This window comes from Nostoc sp. KVJ20 (assembly GCF_001712795.1).
Lineage (GTDB): Bacteria > Cyanobacteriota > Cyanobacteriia > Cyanobacteriales > Nostocaceae > Nostoc.
Genome location: NZ_KV757658.1, coordinates 1 through 21,858, shown reverse-complemented (window position 1 = coordinate 21,858; position 21,858 = coordinate 1). Strand labels below are relative to the sequence as shown.

Genomic DNA, 21,858 nt, shown 5'->3' with positions numbered 1-21,858 from the left:
ATTTAGACACTCTTGCACGAATTGATAAACAGCCCAGTTGAATTATCACACTATCCCTCATGAATTGCTTCTTTGACTCGTGTGATCGCTAGTCGAAGGTATAGCCATCAGGCTGAATGAGCGAGGTAAGTTTGACAAATCAATTTATTGCCAAAGAAATTGGGTCGAGAGATGTTTCAACCGTTTAAATCAATTTCGTTGCATTGCTACACGGTATGACAAAAAAGCTGATAACTATCTTGCAATGCTAACACTCGCTTCTATCATCCTGCGGCTCTAGTTTTAAAACACGCCCTAATAATCCCCTCACTCCAGACGAAATCCTGCATCAACTTCTATTTCTGCCTTAGCAATTGGGTCATCCTCATCATCATTAAAGAAACCATCATCTTCAGAATCCTGTTCCAAAATATTTGACCCTAATGCTTCCGCCGTAACAAGTAACGAGTCCGGACTTGGCCCAGTGGAATCAAAAAAAGAAACGGAAGGGGGAACCAAATTAGCTGAAATAGGAGCTATTTCCACGCCATTAGTTCCAACTGTTGGTTGTAACCCAGTTGCACCTTGCGAGAAAACTCCACTATGAGGATTAACAAGAACTATCTGGGGCAACCCCTCCATCCCAAACGTCCGTTTCATCTTAATTATCTGAACTTCCAGTTGCGCGATCGCATCATGAAGGGCTGACTGCAATTCAACACCAGATACCCCCGCAGCAGATAGCGCAAACGGTAAGTAATACGCCCGCAGCGCCTCACATACTAACTCAGTTTGCCCTCGCTTCTTCGACTGGAGATAGCTAATTACTATACCGTCCTCCATATCTTTATTCCGCATGATACGCGCCAACTCAACCGAATCAGCTGGCTTACTCGCTCTTGCCATAGCTTCTCTTCTATTAACGTGCAAATCAAGCTTCTCAGTAAGCTATTTGTCAATACTCTTACTTTAACCATACGGTGGGAGAACTCACCCCCGTATTTACTCCGAACTACCCCAATTGACACACTAATTACCCCAATTAAATGAAATTGGGTTTGATTTTTGTCAATCAAAATAAATAATTAACTGAAAAATAAACTCTAACAATCCCCATAATTGAGGTATTCTGAGGGCAAATTAACCCAATTATTTCAGCACTACGTCAAAGGTTAATCAGCTTAGGGAATAACCCCACAATCCTCTCTGCATCTGATTTACTTTGCACTCCACAACAGACTATTGCTGTCACCGTACAGTCCTGTAACTAAGACAAGGTATGTTTAGTAGGGTCATTTTATTACTAAGGCTATTATCAATAAACTAGATTAATTAACAGTGCCTTTAATACCAATCGTCTTATCGTGTATCACAAAATGCTACATTTGTAGTATATCTACTGTTTGATAAATAAACAGATTGAAAAATAATACCTATAAATAATTGTAATTACGTATAATTTAATTCACGATAATAGATAGCACCCACTACGCGATCGCACGCTGGCGACATAACCATACAATCTCTACAACCCAACAATTGCATCATTAAAAACAAGGTTTACGGCTTCAGTGTCAGTTACAAGACGAACTATAAGATATTACCTTGTATTATCACAAGTTACAGTACTCTCACTGTCGGCATCTACATACGGTATAGTTTATACCAAAAATAGCAGCGATATTGTCCGCAATTGAAACCACACACTGTTGTCAGATTTCCGGTTATCCCCAAGTCCCTCAGTGCAGTCTCTAACTATGCCACTCAGTCCCGCAGTGAAAGAAGGTATGGTAAGTAACTCCATAAAGCGAACCAAATCTATCAAGGTATACCTCTTTGAGCAAGAGAAAACTACCATTGAGGAAAAAGCGATCGCCACAGGGGTAACTGCATCTGAGTATTTACGTTCCTGTGGGTTAAGGCGGGTACTAACAGCAAAACCATCTGCCGACTTGATAACTATCCGCGCTACTGCTGGAAACCTCAAAAGCGAACTGATGATGTTATCTCACTTAGCAAAGGAAACAAACAACCAGCAAATTTTGGATACTGTCAATAATGCGATCGCACTCGTAGATCAGACCATCGCAGCTGCATTTAACCTAGATATTTCAGATAAATTACCCTCAAGCCTAGATAAATAAGGCATTACAGGTTCTATATACCCTACTTTAAACCCCCTCAATTTGATTCCCATCATCTATAAAAAACCCAATTTTCTCGACACGCTCAAGTATGTCTTGGGGAAAGATGATGCTGCGATTGTCGATACTAATATGATGGGAACAAACCCAGATGAATTTAACCAGCAGTTTCTCAACATCAAGTACACCAAAAAAGCAGTTAAACGGCAGTGTGCCCACCTCATTATCTCAATAGCACACCGCCTCAACTATCATGAGCATTTATCAGACAGTCAGTACAGTTATGTAGCAAGGGAATATCTCAAAGATATGGGATACTTACCTAAGGAAGAATCATCAGTAGCAGCTACAAGTCAGTTCGTTGCAGTACGCCACCACGATCGCGACCATGAACACCTGCACATAATTGCCTCCCGAATTCGGTTAGATGGCAGCTTAGTTAATGATTCCTATGATTATTTCAACTCCCAAGTCTCAACTAGACGCATCGCGGCGGAACTAGGGTTAGAGGTGACACCGATAACGAATGAAGCCGTCGCCTCTAAGTTACAGCAAGAGTATGGCATAACTGCACTCACCAGCCCCAACCGCTCGAAAAGTATTAGAGCAGTCAACAGTAAGCACAAAACCCCAACAAGTAAGGAAATTATTCGCCAAGCAATAGGAGAAGCCATTAAGGATAGTCCCACTGTCTTCACCTTCATCCAACGCTTGGAGGAAAACAACATTGGGGTATTGCCTAAAATGCGGGGGGAGGAACTACTAGGCTTTACCTACATCCATAATGATGTGAAAATCGCTGGTTATCAAGTATACAAACCTTATAGTTGGAACAAACTGCTGTCTGAATACGGAATAACATACGACCAAGAGAAAGATAAGGAAGTAATTCAACAAGCTAAAGCCAGAGCAATTAACCGCATAAATACTAATGGCACAAGCAATAATGAGTACTTATATGCTGATAAACATCCTAGCAGCAGTACAAGTGATAGTAATGGCGATACCGATAGTAACTCCAAAATATTTACTAACACAAAAGTACTAAATAGTAATTATCCAGATCAAATTTCGACAATACAACCAAAATTAGAAGATAAATCCATGTCGAAAGCAAATAAGGTTAAGAAAAAAGTACAGCCGCATCTGAAGGAACAGCACCCACAACAGGATATTTCAGAAGAAAACCGTCTATCCACTGCTCAAGAAGTCCTGCAAGAGCAATCTTCCCCTACTCCCCCTTTTCCTAACCTTCTCCCTTCTAACCTCCAACATCTGCCTTCTACAATCACTGACTATATGCTTGTTACCAATAATTTCCGTATCAAAGGACGGGAGTTGAGTGCCAGCTTAAATGCTAATATTCTGACTGTTTACCGTCATGGAGATAATACCCCTGTGATGCAAACCTGCTATAGTCAGGGAGAGTGGTATGAAGAGATAGCAACTCGACTTACAACAAACGAAATCGAGCAGATTGAAAGTTTGCGTGTTTTTACCCAACAAGCGTTAATGGGTAACTTGCGATCGCAAAGAGGCATTGAGCAATAGTAAATCTGTTGGTAGAGAAAACTTAATCCACAGTGCCTCTATGACTGTGGGTAAAAAGCTGTTGGGAATTACTATCGTCTTTACGAAGTGTTCAAATTTGAATACTTCGTATAAATAATATCCTACTCAGGTAAAAAAATCCTAATATCGTTTATCTCTGTGGGTTTGCACATAACCCCATAGAAAATAACTCTACCTTGTTCTAGCTATATTAAATTATAAAAGTAACTAGAACTAAAAGATGTAACCTATGCCCAAGAAAAAATGCGGACTTGGATTTGACTGTGCCAGTATGATGCAATACCCAGGCATAGACTCTGGTGACTGCTTAAATTACAAAACTTGTGGGAGTGCAGTTCAACTAAGCCCCGATGAAGAACTCGAACTTGTTCGTATTCGGGAAGAACAAATGCGCCAGTATCAAGAACAAATTCGCCTGACCCGTCGTTCTGCCGCTATCATGATGCTGATGAGGCGCGGTTGCCCACAATCACCAGAATCGTTAAGTGTTATCCCGGCCATTGAGGCGATCGCCACCAGATTAAGTAATATTCGTACTAGACTTACCAACTTCGACGGACAGTATATCGCGCCACCGGGTTGCGAACTCCACATCTACAATGTCAAACGAACCAGTGGTACGTACTCTTACTATAAATTAACCGCCGAAAACGCAATATTTGCACCTTCAGAGAAAGAACAAGAAGTACGGGTAATTCACCTCAGCCATCATGATGATGCGCGGTATATAGAAGCACAACTTGGTATCGAACGGCGGAACAAGTTAACCCAAATGCGAACACTGCTTCAGAACGCAAGCGCATTGCTTGAGGAAGCAACACGTCTACTCGAACAAACCACAGATATGAACAGTCCAAATGCTACAGTTGAAGTTTTCAATAGTGATGAAATTATACCCATCAACTCATAAAACCAGCAAAAAGGGAAAATTTACTTCGATTACTACTATCAAATTTTTAACCAACCATAGTCTTGCATGGATGCACGCCTAATGCTTTAGAGCCTGTCATAAAGTACCACGCAGAGATGCAAAGTACCGATTTTATTTTGGGTTTTGGAACTTGTCTTTATCTTTCCTCGTTTTGATACCAAAAATGCACCAATTTCTCGTGTGTTATGGGAGGAATGTTCTGACACTGTTGAAAACTAGAGTGCAATAGTCATTGGGGCAAGGCATCTGATGTGGAAGTTACTGTTGAGTTGAAGAGCGTGGTTGCTTGACGGATTATGTGGGGATCGTTTACTTGACGGAGCGAGCAACCGGCTTGCTCGAACTTGTATCGAGTTTGAGCTGATGCATCTGGATCAGGAGCTGCATAAACCACATGTCGTGCACCTGCCTGAATCAAGTTAGTTGTACAGTCCCCCATATGTTCGCCCGGTCCTCCGAGAGTGCGTTTTCCACATGGCTCTACTGTTGTATATATGATGTCGTCCGGAAGAACTGGGATAGCAGAGAGTTCGAGCTGACGCAGAAGTACATATTCAGAATGCTTGCCATCGTTACAACTGATTCCTTCAGCCACAATATTTCCTTGTTGTACCAAGCACGAACTCACCACTCCGCCCGTGTCGTCGGATTGATCCGCAATGGTGAATAGATGCTCAAATATCTCTTGCTCTGTCATAAGAACAACTCTCGAGTTGGGATACTCTCATACATTATCGCTGTGGAAATATCTACAGTTATCGCAGAGTTAAAAGTAGCCACTAAAGGATAGCCATAGCACGTCTCGAAAATATCCTTCTACCCGATACCCCTGCTTTGTAGCCCGTATTTTCTCATACTTGGGACAAAGTGACAGTTTCTCTAGGATTAGGCGATGCACAACTTCAGCTTAGTTCTAGTTGATTAAATTACAAATAATAGCTAGAACAAAGAGCAACCCCAAAATTTTGGCTCATTTCTTGAGAGTAATCAATGCCTGCGATATATCCTGCTGATGCTAACCTGGACAGACGCTGAACACCCACTCCAGAAACGAATCCAACTTCCAACACTTTGTCGTTTGGCTGAATTTTGAGCAGGTCGATGACCGAATAAGGTGAACGCTTGATTCATGCGTGCCATGATAATGCCACCAAACCTACCTAGCATACCTTTGGGCGACCGAACATCTACATGAATATACTGTCTACAATGCTCATCAGTTGTTAATCGCCTCCCTACTGTGATGCCTCTATGCTATCTAGTATTGAGTTTTCAACACGTTGTTATTTTGCCTAAAACTACAAACACAACCATAATCGTAAACATTACAAAAGTTACTACTGATTTACAACTAAGTACAAAATAACCAATAAACTTGTATATTTTTTATCATACTGAAATTATTACATCACGCTGGATAAATCTGTATCAAAAAGAAGCTAAGTAAAAACCCCAAAATAAAGTTTTTTTTAATTACCCATAAATTGCAAGTATAAATTAGAAATTTGTTGAATAGATTACCATTACAGAGAAAGTAAAATTAAGCTCTAAGGGTATTTTAGTGCCAAAAAGTAAAAATTTATATTTAAATTTATAAGTTTAATTGTTTATATATGACAATTCAAGCTAAACATTTTGACACTAGGTTAAATCAGTGGATTCATACAGATGGTAATACGGTTAATCCAGATTCACTGTTAAAAGAAGAACTTAATAATACCTTACTAGAACATTTCTTTCCTGGGGTTAACTTTTCGTTCGGGCATATGGACGAAAAGTCTACTGTGGAACAATTAATTAATCATCCTGAAGGTCACAAATTATTATTATCATCAAAAACTCGGTTGTTATATGGGCCAGAAGAATGTCTAAATACAATTAGACAATTATGCCCTGATAGCAAAGATAGAGGTGCTTACGGGTCTATCTTTCTTGGTTCATGTCAAAATGCTGTCAAGAAAGAGTTAAATATTCTAATTGTCGATGATAATAATGGTGAGAATGGCGGCGTTATTAGTAATGACCAAGCATATCAGCTAACAGGAGACTGTTACGGGCAAATATCCACAGACCTATATCACGAATTAACTAAGCATCAAAAAGGTGATAAATATCGAGTAATTCAACACCGCTTCGGTTGGACTGACCAAGACGGAGATGATAATAAATACCGCTTTGGCAAAGGTACACTACGCCCTGCAAACCTTGACCAAATTCTCAATTATTCAGATCCCAAGAACTCAACTAGAATTGACTTAATTCTTCCCTTATCTGCATTCAAGGGAACTGATAAAGACAACCCTAATGGGCCAAGCAAGCCCCAAATTCAACCTGGACTGTACAGGCAAAATATCTGGCTAGGTGAAAAATCACAATCTGAACTCGGTAAAACAGCTATCTCGCAGTTACTCGCTTCATTCCCTAACGGGCTGAAAGACTTTACCGAACAGCTAGAACTTGAAGCCAAAAAGCTGAATGTTGTACAGGACGACCCCCGGCAACTTGCACAACTTTACTGCGAAAAGTACGATAAGCGGAAAGCTTTTCTTGAAGAACAAGCAGCAGAAGATCCAACAGTAGCAGAAGATTTAGAACCTTTGCGCGATGGCGCAGGAGCGCCTGCCGTAGGCGATCGCATTGCTACTGATTCTTTCATTTACAAACTCATCAAAGCTGACCTGCAAGGAGAAGGTCAACTTCTCGAAACTGAGAAAGTACAGCGCGAACTCGCCCGGTTCGTCCAAAACGAGTGGAAAGAAATCGCCATCGGCAAGACGCTCACGTTTGAGCGGGCAATGGTCATTCCCTGTAAAGACCTACAAAATGGGGAAATCTCCATCCCGCATTATCAAGATGGGGAAGAAGTTCTCAACTTCCGCTCCCCTTTCCTCAACTCAAATGGTCTGTGCATCTCAACTAACAAAATTGTAGAAGACATCCTTGGGCCTGATGGTCAACCTCTCGCGGGTGCGATCGCTGTCTCAGACGAAACAAGCGATCGCATTTATAACCGTCTAAACGAGCAAATTAAATCTGCCCTACCCGAAGCCCAAAGTAAAAATATTCAGTTAGAAGGTATTGAAAATTACTTAGATCAAAATATCGGCAAGCTCGAAACTAAAGACAAAATCGAGTTTACCAACAAATTTAATGAGTATATTTCAGAACTAAAGTCGGCTGGTTACGAGCTAGAAATTCTTCCTCAAGAGTCCGAACAAGAGCGTCAGGCACGCGACTACGATGGTGATTGTATTGGCTTTGAGCGGGCAAGCAGGTATCCAAACCTCACTGCCGAGGCAAGGGAGCGCAACCTGCCTGAAAACGCTTATGATCCAACTGTTAAACTCAAAAAACAATCTTTTTACCAGGAAGATGGCAGTCAGCCGGAATTTGAAGAAATCGCCATCCACATGAGCGATGGCATTAGTGTCGGTGTTATCAACAATCACCTGACCTCAATCGAAGCGTTAGAGTCAGAAATTACTATCCTGAAAAACTTTGGTAGTGAAAAAGACCAAATTGAGTACGTACAGCAGGTAGCCAAACACTACGAAGATTTATTTAAAACAGAAGCCTGGGCAAAATCCAAGGGTATTGAAGGGAAGGAGATTCCGACTAAGTATCGCGGTTACATGGAAGAGTTTATCAAAACTGTTCGGCAAGAACCCCTAAACCAGGTCAATGCACTGGTGGCAATGAATATTAACATCAAGATATACCGCGAAATGATTGCCGAGGCAGCATTTCAAAACCAAATTGCAGTTGACCTCTTCAAAAGTGCCAAAAAACCCGAAATGGAAATTATCCGCGACAACAGCCGGATTCTCTACCGGGAGGTTAACTATATTAAGGATAAGAAAAAAGACGTTTATATTGACAATACAATTCAACCCACGGGATACTCGCCTGTTGAATTACTAATTGCTCAAACCAACCAGTATTTTGAAAAAGCTCGTCTCGAATCGCGTGAAATCGCCCAATTTCAAGCTTTATTTAAAGGTGTCGAGTTTTCTAACGAACAGCGATTAATAGCTACTCTTGTCAAAAAAGAATTCGACAAATCCTTTAACCAAGCGAGTCAGCTATCTAGACAAAGAGAAACTGAAAAAGGGCCGTCTGCAAATATTACCCTTGCTAACGGCAATCAAGTAAGTGTAACTAACCTTTTACAGTATGACAACGAATTTATCTGGAAAGCTAATAAAATTACAATCAAGCTATCAGAAATATCTGAAGACAAGCGCAACAGTAACCGCCCACATAAATATGTAGTTTATGCCCAAATTAACGATGAAACTGAGAACAACAAACCCAAGTTTAGGGCATTAGGAACACTTGCTAAGGAGCAAGAAAATAAAGCCGAAGAGATAGGAATTGCACTTGGACAGGAAGTAACGTCTAACAAAATAGCCTTCCAAGCTGAACTTAGCGAAGGTCAAATTAAACTTCTTTACCAAAAAGCCTACCAGATAGCAGAAGAATTTTACAATTCAATTTCAGAAGGACAAAAGCTAGCAATGGCAGCTGCTACCTGGGCAGTATCAACTACTCGTGAGAGTAGTAGTGATAAAAGTAGCGATTACCAAAAGAAAGTTTCTAATTTCGCCTTTGCTGCCTTTCCTGAAGAAATTATCAGTCAGTTAGACACACTCAGATTTAACGAGTTTAGTATCACCGGGTTCGACCGCAGTAGTGAATTATTTCATGAAAATCAACCTCAAAATATTCGATTTAATCTAGCTGAAGATGGAAAAAGTGTTATTGAACTCCAGAATCAGGAAGGTAATTACGAAACATTTGGCAATATAGAACAAAGTAACGCCCGACTACCAATTGGTACTATTGCTATTGCCAGCGTTGAAAAAGGTGAAGTATATACCACCTCTGTTACAACCAAAGTACCTGGACTACCAGAACTTACCTTTAAAGTAGGTGAAGTTAATAAGTTTGGAAATTCCCAAAGGTTTAATAATGAACCTGTAATGTTAACAATCGAAAAGGTTGACCTTATTCGTGAAGACTATAGTATTTATCTTCAAAATGGTAATAAACCTGAGAAATTAGGCAACATTGATAAGGAATCAATCAAAGAGGGTATTGCTGAAGGTTGGCTAGCAGAAAAACCCGGTAATGGGCAACAGTTACAGCTTAAAATTCAAACCATCATCACCGGACAAAATGCCTATGCAATAGCAGAGACATCTAAGGGAAATTTTTTACGAATTAATATTACTAATCCAAAATACAAAAAACAGGAGATTAGCAACCAAGCATTTAAAGAAACTTTAGTTAGAGCATTTGATAAAAAGCACGTTTATATTGCTAAAGTTGGTGAACAATCACTCGGCATTATTGGTCAGCATACTGAACGCCTCGAAACCGAGTTAAATAGAGAGAATGTACAAAGACAGTGGCAAAGGAAAGAAAGTAGCACTGTACAAAAACTAATTGATACAGGTATTATCCGTTTAAACCAACAACGAACTACTATCCCTGTACAGATTACTAGTAATGAAAGTACCTGTAAAATAACTATTAATCCAGAAACAGTAGAGTATCCCGAAAAATGGGTTAAGCGCAGTCAGCTTATCAGTAATGAACAGCCTGTCAAAAACGAACAGCAAGAAAAACGTAACCAAATACTTGGTAAAATTAACGAACGTCCTACAATCATATTCCAAGATAAAGAACAAAAATTAGTAGGGCTTTTAGGATTAACAGTTGATGAAAATATAACTGAAAAAACTAAAAAATATCTAGAAAAAGTAGGAGTATCATACGACCTGTTTCCCAGTTCACAAGCTCGGTTAGAAGCCAAAAAAGGTATGACTGTATTCGTACTCGATGAAAGTACCATGAGTGGCGAACTAAAACAAACATTTATTGACCGTGCTGATGGTAATATCAAGAGTGCAGATACACCGTCACAAATCACTCCATTCATTTCAGAACAAACTGTATATTTTTATAACCCAAACCAACAATATAGTTCTCCAGATGGATCGCAGGTAGAAACTAAAGAAGCTCTCGGATTAGTTGTTCCCGCACAAGACGCGATCGCTGTAGCTACTTGGCTAGAATCAAAATCTACTGAAAATCATTATTTTATTGAGAGTAACACAGCTACATTTATTTTCAATAAAAATGAGATTAGTGAAAAAATAAACGAGGAATTAAATAGTTTACTTGGAGAACCCATTAATATCGGTGAACTTGAAGGATTTGACCATTACGAACAGCTTAGTGCAGAGTTAAATCAAAAAGTTGCGACTGAAGGTAGTCGTTTAGAATTAAACCAAATTCCAGAAAATAGTGAGTACAAAAAAGCTCTACAAGCACTACCTAACCGTCCCAGAGAGCTTAATCAAGAAGATTCTCCAGTACCAATTATTCCTGCGAAAGCTGTACCAGAAAAGAATACAACTAACATTCAATTAAATACTAATTCCACAGTTGCAGGAATTTCACAGGTTTACAAAAACTCAGTTGAAATACAAGTATTAACAGGCACACAATCAGAAACTAAGAACCGAGCAATATTACTACCCAACTCGCGCCAAGCCGATCCAACTAAAGCTATTGAAATATTGGGTAAAGTAAGCGAGGAAAAAGTAGAACAATTGCGATCGCACCTTGAAACCCACTTCAAACCTATACTTGAAAACGATAAATCCAACTACGCACTAGGACGACAAGTCGCATGGGTCGGTGCAAAATGGGATTTGAAGGATAAAGACTTCAAGCCAGGGGTACAAGACAACAAGTTAATGGAACTTGTCAAACAAGTGTATCCTGACGCTGATATTGTGCTGGTCACTTATTCCGAAAACTCCGGCGCTGGCATCAACTACCACCGCGATGACTCCTACGCCGCAACGGAAGCCCGCAGCATTAATATCGGAAATTCTGATTGGGGGTATCGCGCTGCAAAGGAACGAATGGCATGGACTAGGGAGGAGAATCAGGACGCACAATACCAAGAATTTAAACTTGAGTCGGGTACAGTAACCCGCTTTAACTGCAAGAACGAACACGCTGCCCTCAATACTGAGGCTGGCAGATGGTCTATCAACATCTGGTCAATTAAAAATGACCTGGGCAGACAAAACAGCGTTCGCCAAAAATTTGAAAACTTCCTCGCCTCAAACCAACCTCCTCGTGCGATAGTCCAAAGCAACAGCGACCTCACCATCAAAACTAACGACTGGACACCTGGGGGAGAAATTAAAGTAGAGCGCAGTTATACCAGCCTCAGAGAAGCCACCCGAAACATACCCTCACACCCTTCAAATCAAACAACTGTAGAAGAAATTATCGCCATCGGGAATTCCACTGCGGCACGCGCTGCTAACCCTCAGATTCCAGACAACCCGACTATATCTGGAAAACCAGTACCAATGGTTTATTCGCTACATCTGCACGGCGAACCTTCCAAAGTACCAGCTGATACAACCATCGATGCCATGCGGGGACACGGTAGGATACACACTACCAGAGGTGTAGACTACCACAAAACTTATGGTGTAAAAGAGGGAGATATTGCGATCGCCCTTGGTAAAAACGGCGAGCAAGTTGCTTTCCGGGTGGGTAAGCAGTATAAAATTACCCCCGAAATGATTCAAGATCCGAGTTACCAGCAAGCCTGGGCGAAATGGGAAAAACATTCATCTAAAGAACTTACCCAAACCCAGGCGAGTAAAAGTCAGCTATATGGCTTATTCATGGAGCCGGTAGGGGATTGTGTCAATGGCAAAATTGTTCCGTTCCCAACCATTCAAAAACAACCTGCAACTCCAGTAAATATCAGTCCCGACTCCAAAGATGGGCTTGGAGTAGCACTCAGTCTTGCCACTGCACTCGCAAAAGAACAAGGCAAGCTGCAAAACGATTACCAAGTTTCAGTCAATAATAATCCAGAAGCCCCTGCTGGACAGTATGGAGTAGAAACCCATGTCCAAAAACCTGAAGGAGTAGCATACGCATCCGCCGAACACGCATTTAACCACCAAAAGCAGTTGCATCCATCGGCTGATGAATACAAGCTAATGGTAGAAGTGCTTCAGGCTAAACTGGAACAACACCCCCGACTAACTGAGGCGATCGCCAAACGCGGAGGAAGTGAGTGGCTGGAAAACTGTACGGCAATTGCTACAACGGGGGGAACCCCAACGGACAGTTCGCTCAAGTCGGGAAACCCGCCCACGCGACTGTCCTCCACAACGCACTGCCTCACCAACATAACTAACGCCCAGGATAAACAGTGGGAGGGTAAGGGTAAAGAATCCGCATTTATTCAAGCCCTCAGCGAAGCATACAGCAATATAACTGAAAAGTCACAACAAACTACAGTACAAACCCAGCAGGAAAAGTCCGAACAGACTGATCGGCCGCTGACAAATCCACTATCCCAACTCGAACCGATAAACGCCGCCGTCGCTGAACACATGAAAAAAGATATTGCGATGGCACAAATAGCTACCCAGTTTATCGGTAAATCAGCTGCGCCACCTGAAACACCTTCAAGCACCCGTAATTACGAGCAAGCATGGGGAGAACGCGCCAACACTGGAAATTACTCAAAAGACGACATCATTATGGTATCCGGGTCTGGCCCGTGGCGCGGAGTGACAAGCGAGCAAATTGCCCAAACTTTTGAAAATCACTACAAACCGTTACTTAATAAGGTAATAGAAGCCAAAAGCTCTTTCATAGTCGGAAACGCACAAGGAACTGATCAATTAGTTCAAAATTATCTTCAAGAAAAAGGCTACAAAGTAGAACAAACTTCCCAAGGATACGCTGTATTTAATCCTATAGAAAATATCAAAATTAATATCAACACTATTTCTTCCAATATACAAGTATCACATAACCCATTTATTACTAATGACAAGAGCATTTTGTCTCCACAACAAAGTCAAAAACCAAATATTTACCAAGCACTTGCATCACCTTCTCAACCCAGAATACAGCAGGTTGGAGCGATGGATAGCATTATCGAGCGGATGAAAGCTAATACAGTGCAAAATCTTCGAGACTGGTATGTAGCAGCTGAAAAGCTCGGTAAATCAGAAACATATCTCAAGAGAATTCAGGAAGTAACTGATTTATACATCAAAGAAAATATCAGTCTTGAGAACGCTTTTAAGGCAATGGAGCAAGATATTAAGGAGCTAGAAAAAATTAATGAAATGACCAATCTTTCCCAAAGTTTAGTTAAAATCATTGGACAGGAAGATATCAATGGCATTATGTCAGTACAAACAGAAAAATACCAAATTGCTACAAAAGTCCAAGACAAAACTTACTTAGTTAAAGATAAAAATGACAACATATTATTATATGTCAAAGAAGGAAGAACCCAAGTAAGTAACATTAGTGATGAAACATTACAGGACTTTCAACTTATGAATTCCCGTATCAATAATGCTCTCAAAGATGTCAAAAAAGATTTAGTGGAGAGGTAATTTTAGCATGAAAGAACTAATCGAACTTCCAGTAGAAGGTTTAACTCCGGCTATGCAAGCCAGTCTCCTCAGAGAATTGATCAAACAGCTTAACATTCCTAATGATAAATTTGAAGAATCTGCAAAAAAGCCTCCAACTGCTGAGGAACGAAAACAGGCTGTGTTAAACTTAAATTCAGAAATGAATAGAATCAGTGAAATAGCGCAAGAGGAAGTAAAGTTAAGCTCGACAGAAATTGAACCTATCAGTTCTGTTAATTCAGTTAGTCAAAAATTATCTTTACAACCCGAAGTAAGCCAGTCTAAAGAAAATACAATTGAACCAGAGATTCTAAAAAACCTCACAACTAAAAATGACGACAATAATGGCAAACCAGTAGAAGAAACTCCAGAAGATAAAGTACAATCTTTTACCGCAGATTTTCAAATTAGACAGTTTGTTATTCCTATAATTTTAGACCGCTTAAATATATTTGGAAAATCAGATAAAGAGACACAAAGTATTATTTATGAAAGTGAAGAATATACTGCAAGTCTAAAATTAGAAGAAGATTCGCAAACTCTTAGCCTTGATAGAAATTTGCCTAATTCCGAAGAAAGTCAAGAAGCACTCTTGGCATCTCGTGACAATAACTTAGAAGAGTACTCTATCACCATTAATAATCTCACCAAAGAGGAATTTGAACGTTTCAAGACTCTGTTCAATGAGCAACAAGCACGCCGCGAACAGAGTCAACAACAATTCAAAAACCAGGATTCTGCTAAAGAGCTAGATTAAATCAACCCAAAGCACACGCCATACATAAAAGCTATAAATCCAAAAATTAGCTTTTTATTAAAACTCAGGGGGGTCTTGGGACAAATAACAACCGCAACAGCAAAATAGTAAAAAGACGCAGTAAAGTCCAACAAACTCGTCGGGTTAATAGGCAATCTGCCTAATCCGACCAAACATAGCATTCCTATCAAAGACCAAACAACAATCTTTTCTATCCATCCTAAAAGTTTATCGCTATTCATAAAAAATTATCTATTCCTCCATCAATTCGCTAATAACTATTAAACCCATGACTTATAAATAAAATTACCTAGTAAATAGATTGCTTAATGAAAAGTACACAAACCACCTAATCACTTTGTAAAGTTTTTACGAATAATAGTAAAAACTTTAAATAAGCTAATTAAGTTATAGTAATTGTAAAGATTAAAAAATTTAAAATAGTAAGTGCTATAAGTATTATTATCAAGGACAATACCAAACCAAAAAAGCATATAATATGAAACCTATTAATGTTGTCATCATTGAAAATGAGAACATATCTAGGATTGGCGCGGCAACAATATTATCTGAAACTGGTAGAATCCAGGTATGTAGCCTTGTCAAATACGGGAAAGAAGGGATAGAAATTGTTGATAAGCAAAAGCCAGATATCGTAATTATAAATATTGATTTACCTGATATCGATGGCATTGATGTAATCAGTACAATCAAATCCAAACACGCATCAATTAAAATTGTGGTTATGACTGCAAATAGCAGCCGAGATACTATTAACGCAGCCATTAGTAATGGCGCAGACTGCTACTACGCTAAAAATAGCGTTAGAGAAGAAGTAGGAGAAAGATTCGTTGAAGCAGTAATGGCTGCATACAATAACGAATCATGGATTGATCCAACTATTAATCGTATTCTGATTGATAGTCTCAGGTTAAATGAGACACCTGATAGAAATGCACTAGATTTGTTAAGTGATTTCTCTAATAAAGAAATAACAGTTCTTAAATTAGCTGCTGGAGGCATGAAAAATAATGAAATTGCTAGTGTCATGTATGTTTCCGAAGGTACAGTAAGATCGTATCTACATAATTCATTTATCAAGCTAGGAGTTAAAGATAGGTTAAACGCTATCCGCGAAGCAATCCGTCTGGGAATCCTCAGCTTTACAGACATGAAAATTGAAGAAGAAGTTACTCAAGAAACCCATACAAGAGTCAAAACCAACCATAAAAGTCAAAAAGATACAGCTAAAACAAGTAACAAGGGATACAAAGGCTGGGTTGCCTAGAAAATTAATCAACTGCAATTATGCAGCCACCTGAATACTTCTTCTGCTGGCGGCAAGTTTTAATGATGGCGGCGTTTTTAACATAAATACTACGTGCTACCTTACCTTCATTGGATTTAGCCCAATCTAGAAGCTTTTTATCTTCGGGTTGTAAGATGGCAGATCCAGAAGCCGCCTGCTGAAAAATTACACTTCCAGCGATAGTCTTATATGTAAAAACACCAATTGCAGTCCCTAAGGCCAGTACAAAACCCAATACCCCCGCCACTTGTGCCAATCGCCAATTACTTACATCCAAGTGAGGCAAAGCCCCGCCAGCTTGCTTAGTCATCTTAACCAGATCCTTCGCCGCTTCTGCGATCGCACTCTTTTGTTGTTGTATAGCCACCTTAGAAGCACTATTAAGCTTATCGTCTACCATGTCAGTCCAACCCACCACAAGCGAGTCAAGCCTACCTGGTAGCTGCTGCAACGCAAACTGAGTTGTACCCAGTTCCGCATATAGGTTAAACAAGGGGTCATCAGGCCGAATACCCAATTTAAGTATCCAATCAGTAACCTCTGCTTTTTTTTCTTCAGAATATTCTGCAACAACTTTTTCAACAACTTTTGCAATATTGGTCATAGGTTGTTTAAATAGTCAATTTGAAATCTCACTGTTAATTTGGTAAAGCAAATAATTACCATTTCTCAGATTCAACATCTTCAGTTACATCAAGATTTGAAGGACTTTGTTTATTTGCACTTACAGAAGCTAATTCTGCATAGTTCGTACTTAAGCCTAGATAATTAGAAGCTATTCCATTAGAAACAATAGAGTTATGAAAATTCTCCATCCAGTTGAATACTATCGAACGCTGAATAGTATTAAGAGGAGAGTTAGTTTCAATCAGTTGAGTATAAGGTAAACTAGCATCCTCAAGCAACTGGTAAAAGTCATTATGCAATCCACCTAAAACTAGTTCCAAGCCGTTTAATTTTTGAATATCAGCTTGGAATTGACTCCCTTCATAGTATCGAAATTGCTTGCCAAAGTAATGATTTTGGATAACAACATAATCAACCTGACTACCAAAATACTCATATAAATCCTGAAGATAATCTTCAACGCAGTCTTTACGGTGTGATATCGGGTGCAATAAAGTAACACGATATCCTAGACAATTAAGATTTTCTATCAGTGAAACATCTCTCTCAAAAAGCTTAAAATCTTGGAGGTTTTGACCTGGCATATCAGTCAAAATCACTTCAATTTTCGGAAACATTTCTAAGTCAAGTAATAACCTATCAGAATCACCTCTAGAGAATCCCAAATGGTTTATCTCAAAGCGTTCTGTTTGATACATCGATAGCTTATTGCGATGCCCGTGGTAGAAAACACGCACATTGAGTTTATTTTTCAAGTACAACTCTAGTAAGAGCCTAGAAGCTGTAGACTTACCTACACGAGCATCACCTGATGTAATTACAAAACGCTTTCTAAACATAACAAACTAAGCAGCTATATTTTCAGATTGTAAATTTGAATCTTTATTTTTAGCTTTTTCTTTTTCTTCATTTGCTCTAAGCTCTTTAGACTTTTCAACAACTGCTGGATAGTAACAATCATCTGGTTGTATATCAAAGCCAAATAAATTAAATGCTGGCTTAATTTGCGCTTCAAACTCAGCAAGCCAAGATTTAATTCTCGATTTAATCACAATATTTGTTTCTTTATGAGTCTGACCTTCATTAAATGTCAGAGCATGGCGGTCAATAAAGTCGTAGGATTTGTAGAATAAATCTGGCATCACAAGTTCTACCAAACCTTCTGCAAGCATATTTTGACGCAGAAAAGCGTCATTATATCGCTCAAATTTTTCTTCTTCACCATGAAATAAGTTCTTGACGACAATATAATCTACTTGATCTTTACAAAGTTCACGCAGTTTTTCTAGAACATTTATGGAATCAAGAACCCTACTAATCACTGAAACCATCGTAACTTGACAGTTAATATCGGTTTTAAGCACTTCAAAAAATGAAAGCTCTTTGACATAACTTTCAAAGAAACCTCCAGATTGTGCTGGTAAGTCTAATAGTGTAATAGGACAATCACTCTCATCTAAATTAATTAATAAATCGTCAGCACCACCTCTATGGAAAATATCAATGTAACGTATTATCGGTCGGTAGTCTTTCTTAAAATATCTTTCTAACTGAGGATTTCTTAAGTCAGCTTCATAAGTAACACAGGGTAAATTTTTATTAATGTACAGTTGAAATAACGCTCGTGCAAAGGTGCTTTTTCCTACACCACCTTTATCACCTGTAACAATTATTAGCCGCTTTTGAGGTTTACTATTATTAATATTAGTTGTATTATCATCAGACATGACTTTTTTACCCTTATTGTTTCTATTTGGAGACATAACATTCCTCTACAAAGCAAATAAACTTTGTTGATGTAAATTGAAACTTTTAAACCTTATTTTAAAGAGAATAATTCATTTGTAATAGTTAAAAACATTTAGTATAAGCAACCTTTTACGATAAAACTAGTTGATTATACAGGTTCTCAGCAAACCAAATAAAATGGCTACATCCTTCTATGAATACCTCCAGAATAAATAATCAAAAGTATATTTATGCAAAAATGTCAAATGTCAATGCCTGCATAAGTTCTAAAATGCTCATATCCTTGCCCTAAAAATTAGCTAGCTATATGAGGAAGCCAATAAATACTCACTATTCAATAAAGTAGGTGGGCGAGAAAATTTACAAGTATGTAACGAAACGTTAAGCAGGAGAATTAGAGTTAAATTTAACACGTTCTGTACTGTAATTTCCTTTTTCTCCCCTAGCTTCAATACCACTAGTTACGGCATAAGCAATGGTAGTATTCATCGTCAAATGATTGCCCTGAGAGTTCATCTTTTTTGAGATGTTGCCACTCCAATTCAATGGGATTCATTTCAGAGCAATATTTCGGCAAAAAGAAGATGTACAAACCCATGCTCTCCCATTTTGACCTTTTTGCTCACCTCTGAAGTAATAGGTGTAGCCTGGTTCACTCCACAGACAAAACCCTGATTCCTCTAAATATTTGAGGCTATTTCTCCTGTGGCCGCAGATACTTCCAGTATGTCCAGGTCTGCTTGTTTCTGCTCTCGAACTATGGGATCTTGTTTTCTTTTATGGCAAATTCAAAGCCCGTTTCCAATTGACCCCCTTTTTTTGAGTACCCGTCTTAATCTGTCAGGACTCAGTTGCACGGTACGTTGTGTGTTTAATTTCTCTGATAATTGGGAACTATTATATGTGCGTGGCTCAACTCTTAGGCATTCTTCTAAAAATACGATATCCTCTTCTTTCCACTTGGGTTTTAACCCTCGACCCGGTAATTTCCAAAGACTTTGTAAACCCTGTTTTCTCCATTTGTGCAAAACGTCTCTAACTGTTTGCTTATCCCAACCAAAATGAGCTGCTATTTTTTCTACATACCAGCCATGTGCATTTAGCCTGATTACTTCTGCTCTATCTTTAACCTTTTGTGGCACCTCAAGGGTTCTTAGATTTAACAGAGTTTGGTTTTGCTCACGAGTTAGAAATACCCTTAAACGAGCGCCCATATAAGTCACCTCATGTAGATGCATTCTCCGTATTTACTTATCTTTACATAGTCTGGTTTTTTATGCCCACCTACTTAAATCTGACTACTCTGTTTTACATAGATTGCTTCTATTATGTAAGCTATACCTCAAAAAGCCAATCAACAAAAATTCAATATTTAACCAACATTTGTTAATATATAAATTAGTAACAAATTTCATATAGTTTGCTTTAAATAGGGACAGCTACATATTTATTAATAAATTTTATAAGTTTATAAAAACTAATTTTTAATATTTTCAAAGTTTGGGTTAATCCCAGAAATGTTGAATGCTGATACAAAACTTTACATAGATATTTACACTAACTCTAAAAAGCCTAAATTAGTCAACATAACATTATCTCCTCAAACCAATGAACATAACTAATTTTCTGACACATACAAGATTGTAAATAGCGGAATTTATCTAATAGTGTATGTCCCCATTGTGCGGGAATAGATAAAAGCTGTAAAATCAGATAAGCTATCAAACTAGCGTAAATTTGTATGGTGATACCGTTGACGTTTTTGGTAATTAATTTGTCAAGTTTTAAGTGCATTTTGGCTCTCCCAGACTAAATATGTTAAATTAAGAACAAAAATTCCAACTGAGTAAAATCCTTCTTCTAAAATTATTGAAGTTAGTTAAGCCATAAGCCATTCTTTTAATGAGCTTAATTTTTTGATTAATTCCCTCAACAATACCTTGAGTAGTTCGGTGATCAAAATAAGCAAGAATCTCATCTATCCATCTACTAATGGTTCGACAACTTTTCGGGAAAAATTTATAAGCCGTTTCTGTCCATTCTAAGAATTGATATAAGGCTTCATCACTGGTTATTTGACTAGTTGTGGATAGCGTTTTTCTAAGTCTTTAACTTTAGCTTTTGCGCCCCAGTGAGGTTAATGGTATCGACCACATCAAATAACGTACCTTGAGCGATCGCACTCACCTTAACAGCAGACCCGATGGAAAATTGATAATAGAGTTGATTGAGAATTAACTGATTACCTGTATCACTATCAAAACTGAGGCGAGCCATATTTGTGCCTGTGGGTTCCCTAAAGTTGGGAATATTGCCAGCCTGAAATCGAATTCTCAGTAAATCTTGCCCCGTAAAACTGGTGTTAAATATCAACCGCACGCGATCGCTAAAAATGATCTAAAAATGATATTATCACCGACCTTACCCCTGGAGCCAGGTGTTTCTCCTGCTGGTACAGCTTTATCATCGCCAAATGCACCACTCACCGCAAAAACTACTTCTCCAGTAAATTTTGTCGTCGTCGAGAATTGCTGAGACTCGAATTGATCTGTGCGTGTTGCTAAGGAATCTAGCCGTCCACGCAATATTGAGAGTTCTGCTGCAAATTCCTTTTGAAGTCTTTGCAAAGTTTGTAAATCTTCTCTGTTAATCACATCTGCTGTCGTACTTTCTAGTAGCTGATTGAGCCGAGCCAGACAAGCATTCAACCCGACAGCAAATTCATAGCGAGTGATTGAGCGTAGACGCAAAGCGGCTTGTCGTGAGACATTGCCTTGAAATTTTTGATCGGGATAACCAACAATGCAGTCGTAGCGATCGACTAATGCTTGTAATGCTTGAAATGCCCAATCTGTAGGCTGCACATCAGTAAGCTGATTCACAGATGTGACTTGCTCGGGCAACGTATCTTCGGCAGTAGCAGACCTAGAAAGGCATTGCTGAGTAAGGCATACTCCAAAGATCAGAGATGACGAGAGAATTAATTGAGAAAAAAGTTTCATTGAGAACAACCACCTTAGAGACACCAGATTGTTCGGCAATTTTTTACCAAGAAGTAGTTGTCACCGCTATGTTTCAAGTAAAGTTGATAACCTAGCGATGACAATACCAACTCAGTTACACACGAGCTAAAATAGACACTTTCTCATTATTTACTGGGAGATCCAGCACTTGAGTTTGCTGTATAGCTGGTCATCAGGTTTTTGTAGTCAGGAATAAACCCTGCTAAAAGACTACCTAGCCCTTCAATATCGTTACGCCAGTCACGGTGCAACTCACACACAACGCTAAACCAATTGACC

18 protein-coding genes and 2 pseudogenes are annotated in these 21,858 nt (G+C 39.0%); 7 read left to right on the top strand and 13 right to left on the bottom strand.

Annotation, left to right across the window (positions count from 1 at the left end; translation table 11 throughout):
• Positions 1 to 306 precede the first annotated feature (306 nt).
• Positions 307 to 885, bottom strand: coding sequence for a hypothetical protein (locus A4S05_RS23815; protein WP_069072264.1), 579 nt, complete (start codon positions 883 to 885; stop codon positions 307 to 309).
• A gap of 851 nt (positions 886 to 1,736) precedes the next feature.
• Between A4S05_RS23815 and A4S05_RS23810 the strand changes: the two genes are divergently transcribed.
• The 3 genes from A4S05_RS23810 (at position 1,737) to A4S05_RS23800 (ending at position 4,605) form a co-directional block, all read left to right on the top strand.
• The gene (locus A4S05_RS23810; protein WP_256091119.1) at positions 1,737 to 2,123 is read left to right on the top strand and encodes a plasmid mobilization protein; all 387 of its coding nucleotides are present in this window, start codon (positions 1,737 to 1,739) and stop codon (positions 2,121 to 2,123) included.
• 42 nt (positions 2,124 to 2,165) lie between these two features.
• Entirely contained in the window at positions 2,166 to 3,674 is a 1,509-nt protein-coding gene (locus A4S05_RS23805) for a relaxase/mobilization nuclease domain-containing protein (protein ID WP_256091118.1), read from the top strand.
• Between the two features lie 292 nt (positions 3,675 to 3,966).
• A complete protein-coding gene (locus A4S05_RS23800) occupies positions 3,967 to 4,605 on the top strand; it encodes a hypothetical protein (RefSeq protein ID WP_069072263.1) in 639 nt (212 codons plus the stop codon).
• A gap of 250 nt (positions 4,606 to 4,855) precedes the next feature.
• Here A4S05_RS23800 and A4S05_RS23795 read toward each other — a convergent pair whose 3' ends face one another.
• Positions 4,856 to 5,323, bottom strand: coding sequence for a cytidine/deoxycytidylate deaminase family protein (locus A4S05_RS23795; protein ID WP_069072262.1), 468 nt, complete (start codon positions 5,321 to 5,323; stop codon positions 4,856 to 4,858).
• Positions 5,324 to 6,239: 916 nt separating this feature from the next.
• Between A4S05_RS23795 and A4S05_RS23790 the strand changes: the two genes are divergently transcribed.
• The gene (locus A4S05_RS23790; RefSeq protein ID WP_069072261.1) at positions 6,240 to 14,093 is read left to right on the top strand and encodes a hypothetical protein; all 7,854 of its coding nucleotides are present in this window, start codon (positions 6,240 to 6,242) and stop codon (positions 14,091 to 14,093) included.
• Between the two features lie 7 nt (positions 14,094 to 14,100).
• Positions 14,101 to 14,871, top strand: a complete 771-nt coding sequence (locus A4S05_RS23785; protein ID WP_069072260.1) for a hypothetical protein — start codon at positions 14,101 to 14,103, stop codon at positions 14,869 to 14,871.
• On the opposite strand, the gene A4S05_RS23780 is transcribed toward A4S05_RS23785, so the two are convergent.
• Positions 14,868 to 15,113 (bottom strand): hypothetical protein, encoded by a 246-nt coding sequence (locus A4S05_RS23780; RefSeq protein WP_069072259.1) that lies wholly within the window; start codon positions 15,111 to 15,113, stop codon positions 14,868 to 14,870. The genes A4S05_RS23785 and A4S05_RS23780 overlap by 4 nt on opposite strands.
• Positions 15,114 to 15,370: 257 nt before the next feature.
• Here A4S05_RS23780 and A4S05_RS23775 point away from each other — a divergent pair, with 257 nt between their 5' ends.
• On the top strand, positions 15,371 to 16,159 hold the full coding sequence (locus A4S05_RS23775) for a response regulator (RefSeq protein WP_069072258.1): 789 nt from the start codon (positions 15,371 to 15,373) through the stop codon (positions 16,157 to 16,159).
• A 4-nt stretch (positions 16,160 to 16,163) separates the two neighbouring features.
• On the opposite strand, the gene A4S05_RS23770 is transcribed toward A4S05_RS23775, so the two are convergent.
• The 10 genes and pseudogenes from A4S05_RS23770 to A4S05_RS42695 form a co-directional block, all read right to left on the bottom strand.
• Complete coding sequence (locus tag A4S05_RS23770; RefSeq protein WP_069072257.1) at positions 16,164 to 16,784, bottom strand: DUF6753 family protein; 621 nt, start codon at positions 16,782 to 16,784, stop codon at positions 16,164 to 16,166.
• Positions 16,785 to 16,839: 55 nt separating this feature from the next.
• The gene (locus tag A4S05_RS23765) at positions 16,840 to 17,646 is read right to left on the bottom strand and encodes a hypothetical protein (protein ID WP_069072256.1); all 807 of its coding nucleotides are present in this window, start codon (positions 17,644 to 17,646) and stop codon (positions 16,840 to 16,842) included.
• 6 nt (positions 17,647 to 17,652) lie between these two features.
• Positions 17,653 to 18,534 (bottom strand): P-loop NTPase family protein, encoded by an 882-nt coding sequence (locus A4S05_RS23760; protein WP_141699790.1) that lies wholly within the window; start codon positions 18,532 to 18,534, stop codon positions 17,653 to 17,655.
• Between the two features lie 403 nt (positions 18,535 to 18,937).
• Positions 18,938 to 19,072: a hypothetical protein gene (locus tag A4S05_RS43535; RefSeq protein WP_256091152.1), complete on the bottom strand. Its 135-nt coding sequence runs from the start codon at positions 19,070 to 19,072 to the stop codon at positions 18,938 to 18,940.
• A complete protein-coding gene (locus tag A4S05_RS44310; protein ID WP_370684482.1) occupies positions 19,014 to 19,154 on the bottom strand; it encodes a transposase in 141 nt (46 codons plus the stop codon). The genes A4S05_RS43535 and A4S05_RS44310 overlap by 59 nt, the downstream gene beginning before the upstream one ends.
• Positions 19,155 to 19,344: 190 nt before the next feature.
• Positions 19,345 to 19,770, bottom strand: coding sequence for a helix-turn-helix domain-containing protein (locus A4S05_RS44305; protein ID WP_069072254.1), 426 nt, complete (start codon positions 19,768 to 19,770; stop codon positions 19,345 to 19,347).
• A 367-nt stretch (positions 19,771 to 20,137) separates the two neighbouring features.
• Positions 20,138 to 20,353 (bottom strand): annotated as a pseudogene (locus A4S05_RS23745) (IS4 family transposase); the annotation flags it as partial.
• 26 nt (positions 20,354 to 20,379) lie between these two features.
• Positions 20,380 to 20,646, bottom strand: a pseudogene (locus A4S05_RS39315) (transposase); the annotation flags it as partial.
• Between the two features lie 10 nt (positions 20,647 to 20,656).
• Positions 20,657 to 20,935, bottom strand: a complete 279-nt coding sequence (locus A4S05_RS42700; RefSeq protein ID WP_069072252.1) for a carbohydrate porin — start codon at positions 20,933 to 20,935, stop codon at positions 20,657 to 20,659.
• Positions 20,926 to 21,438, bottom strand: coding sequence for an iron uptake porin (locus A4S05_RS42695; protein ID WP_218107974.1), 513 nt, complete (start codon positions 21,436 to 21,438; stop codon positions 20,926 to 20,928). The genes A4S05_RS42700 and A4S05_RS42695 overlap by 10 nt, the downstream gene beginning before the upstream one ends.
• 86 nt (positions 21,439 to 21,524) lie before the next feature.
• On the opposite strand from A4S05_RS42695, the gene A4S05_RS43530 reads away from it, so the two are divergent.
• Positions 21,525 to 21,653: a hypothetical protein gene (locus A4S05_RS43530; RefSeq protein WP_256091117.1), complete on the top strand. Its 129-nt coding sequence runs from the start codon at positions 21,525 to 21,527 to the stop codon at positions 21,651 to 21,653.
• Positions 21,654 to 21,858: the final 205 nt, after the last annotated feature.

Coding starts and splice junctions, on each gene's coding strand:
- A4S05_RS23815 (WP_069072264.1), bottom strand. CDS start 885: ATGGCAAGAGCGAGTAAGCCAGCTGATTCGGTTGAGTTGGCGCGTATC.
- A4S05_RS23810 (WP_256091119.1), top strand. CDS start 1,737: ATGCCACTCAGTCCCGCAGTGAAAGAAGGTATGGTAAGTAACTCCATA.
- A4S05_RS23800 (WP_069072263.1), top strand. CDS start 3,967: ATGATGCAATACCCAGGCATAGACTCTGGTGACTGCTTAAATTACAAA.
- A4S05_RS23795 (WP_069072262.1), bottom strand. CDS start 5,323: ATGACAGAGCAAGAGATATTTGAGCATCTATTCACCATTGCGGATCAA.
- A4S05_RS23790 (WP_069072261.1), top strand. CDS start 6,240: ATGACAATTCAAGCTAAACATTTTGACACTAGGTTAAATCAGTGGATT.
- A4S05_RS23785 (WP_069072260.1), top strand. CDS start 14,101: ATGAAAGAACTAATCGAACTTCCAGTAGAAGGTTTAACTCCGGCTATG.
- A4S05_RS23780 (WP_069072259.1), bottom strand. CDS start 15,113: ATGAATAGCGATAAACTTTTAGGATGGATAGAAAAGATTGTTGTTTGG.
- A4S05_RS23775 (WP_069072258.1), top strand. CDS start 15,371: ATGAAACCTATTAATGTTGTCATCATTGAAAATGAGAACATATCTAGG.
- A4S05_RS23770 (WP_069072257.1), bottom strand. CDS start 16,784: ATGACCAATATTGCAAAAGTTGTTGAAAAAGTTGTTGCAGAATATTCT.
- A4S05_RS23765 (WP_069072256.1), bottom strand. CDS start 17,646: ATGTTTAGAAAGCGTTTTGTAATTACATCAGGTGATGCTCGTGTAGGT.
- A4S05_RS23760 (WP_141699790.1), bottom strand. CDS start 18,534: ATGTCTGATGATAATACAACTAATATTAATAATAGTAAACCTCAAAAG.
- A4S05_RS43535 (WP_256091152.1), bottom strand. CDS start 19,072: ATGAACTCTCAGGGCAATCATTTGACGATGAATACTACCATTGCTTAT.
- A4S05_RS44310 (WP_370684482.1), bottom strand. CDS start 19,154: ATGGGTTTGTACATCTTCTTTTTGCCGAAATATTGCTCTGAAATGAAT.
- A4S05_RS44305 (WP_069072254.1), bottom strand. CDS start 19,770: ATGGGCGCTCGTTTAAGGGTATTTCTAACTCGTGAGCAAAACCAAACT.
- A4S05_RS43530 (WP_256091117.1), top strand. CDS start 21,525: ATGACGAGAGAATTAATTGAGAAAAAAGTTTCATTGAGAACAACCACC.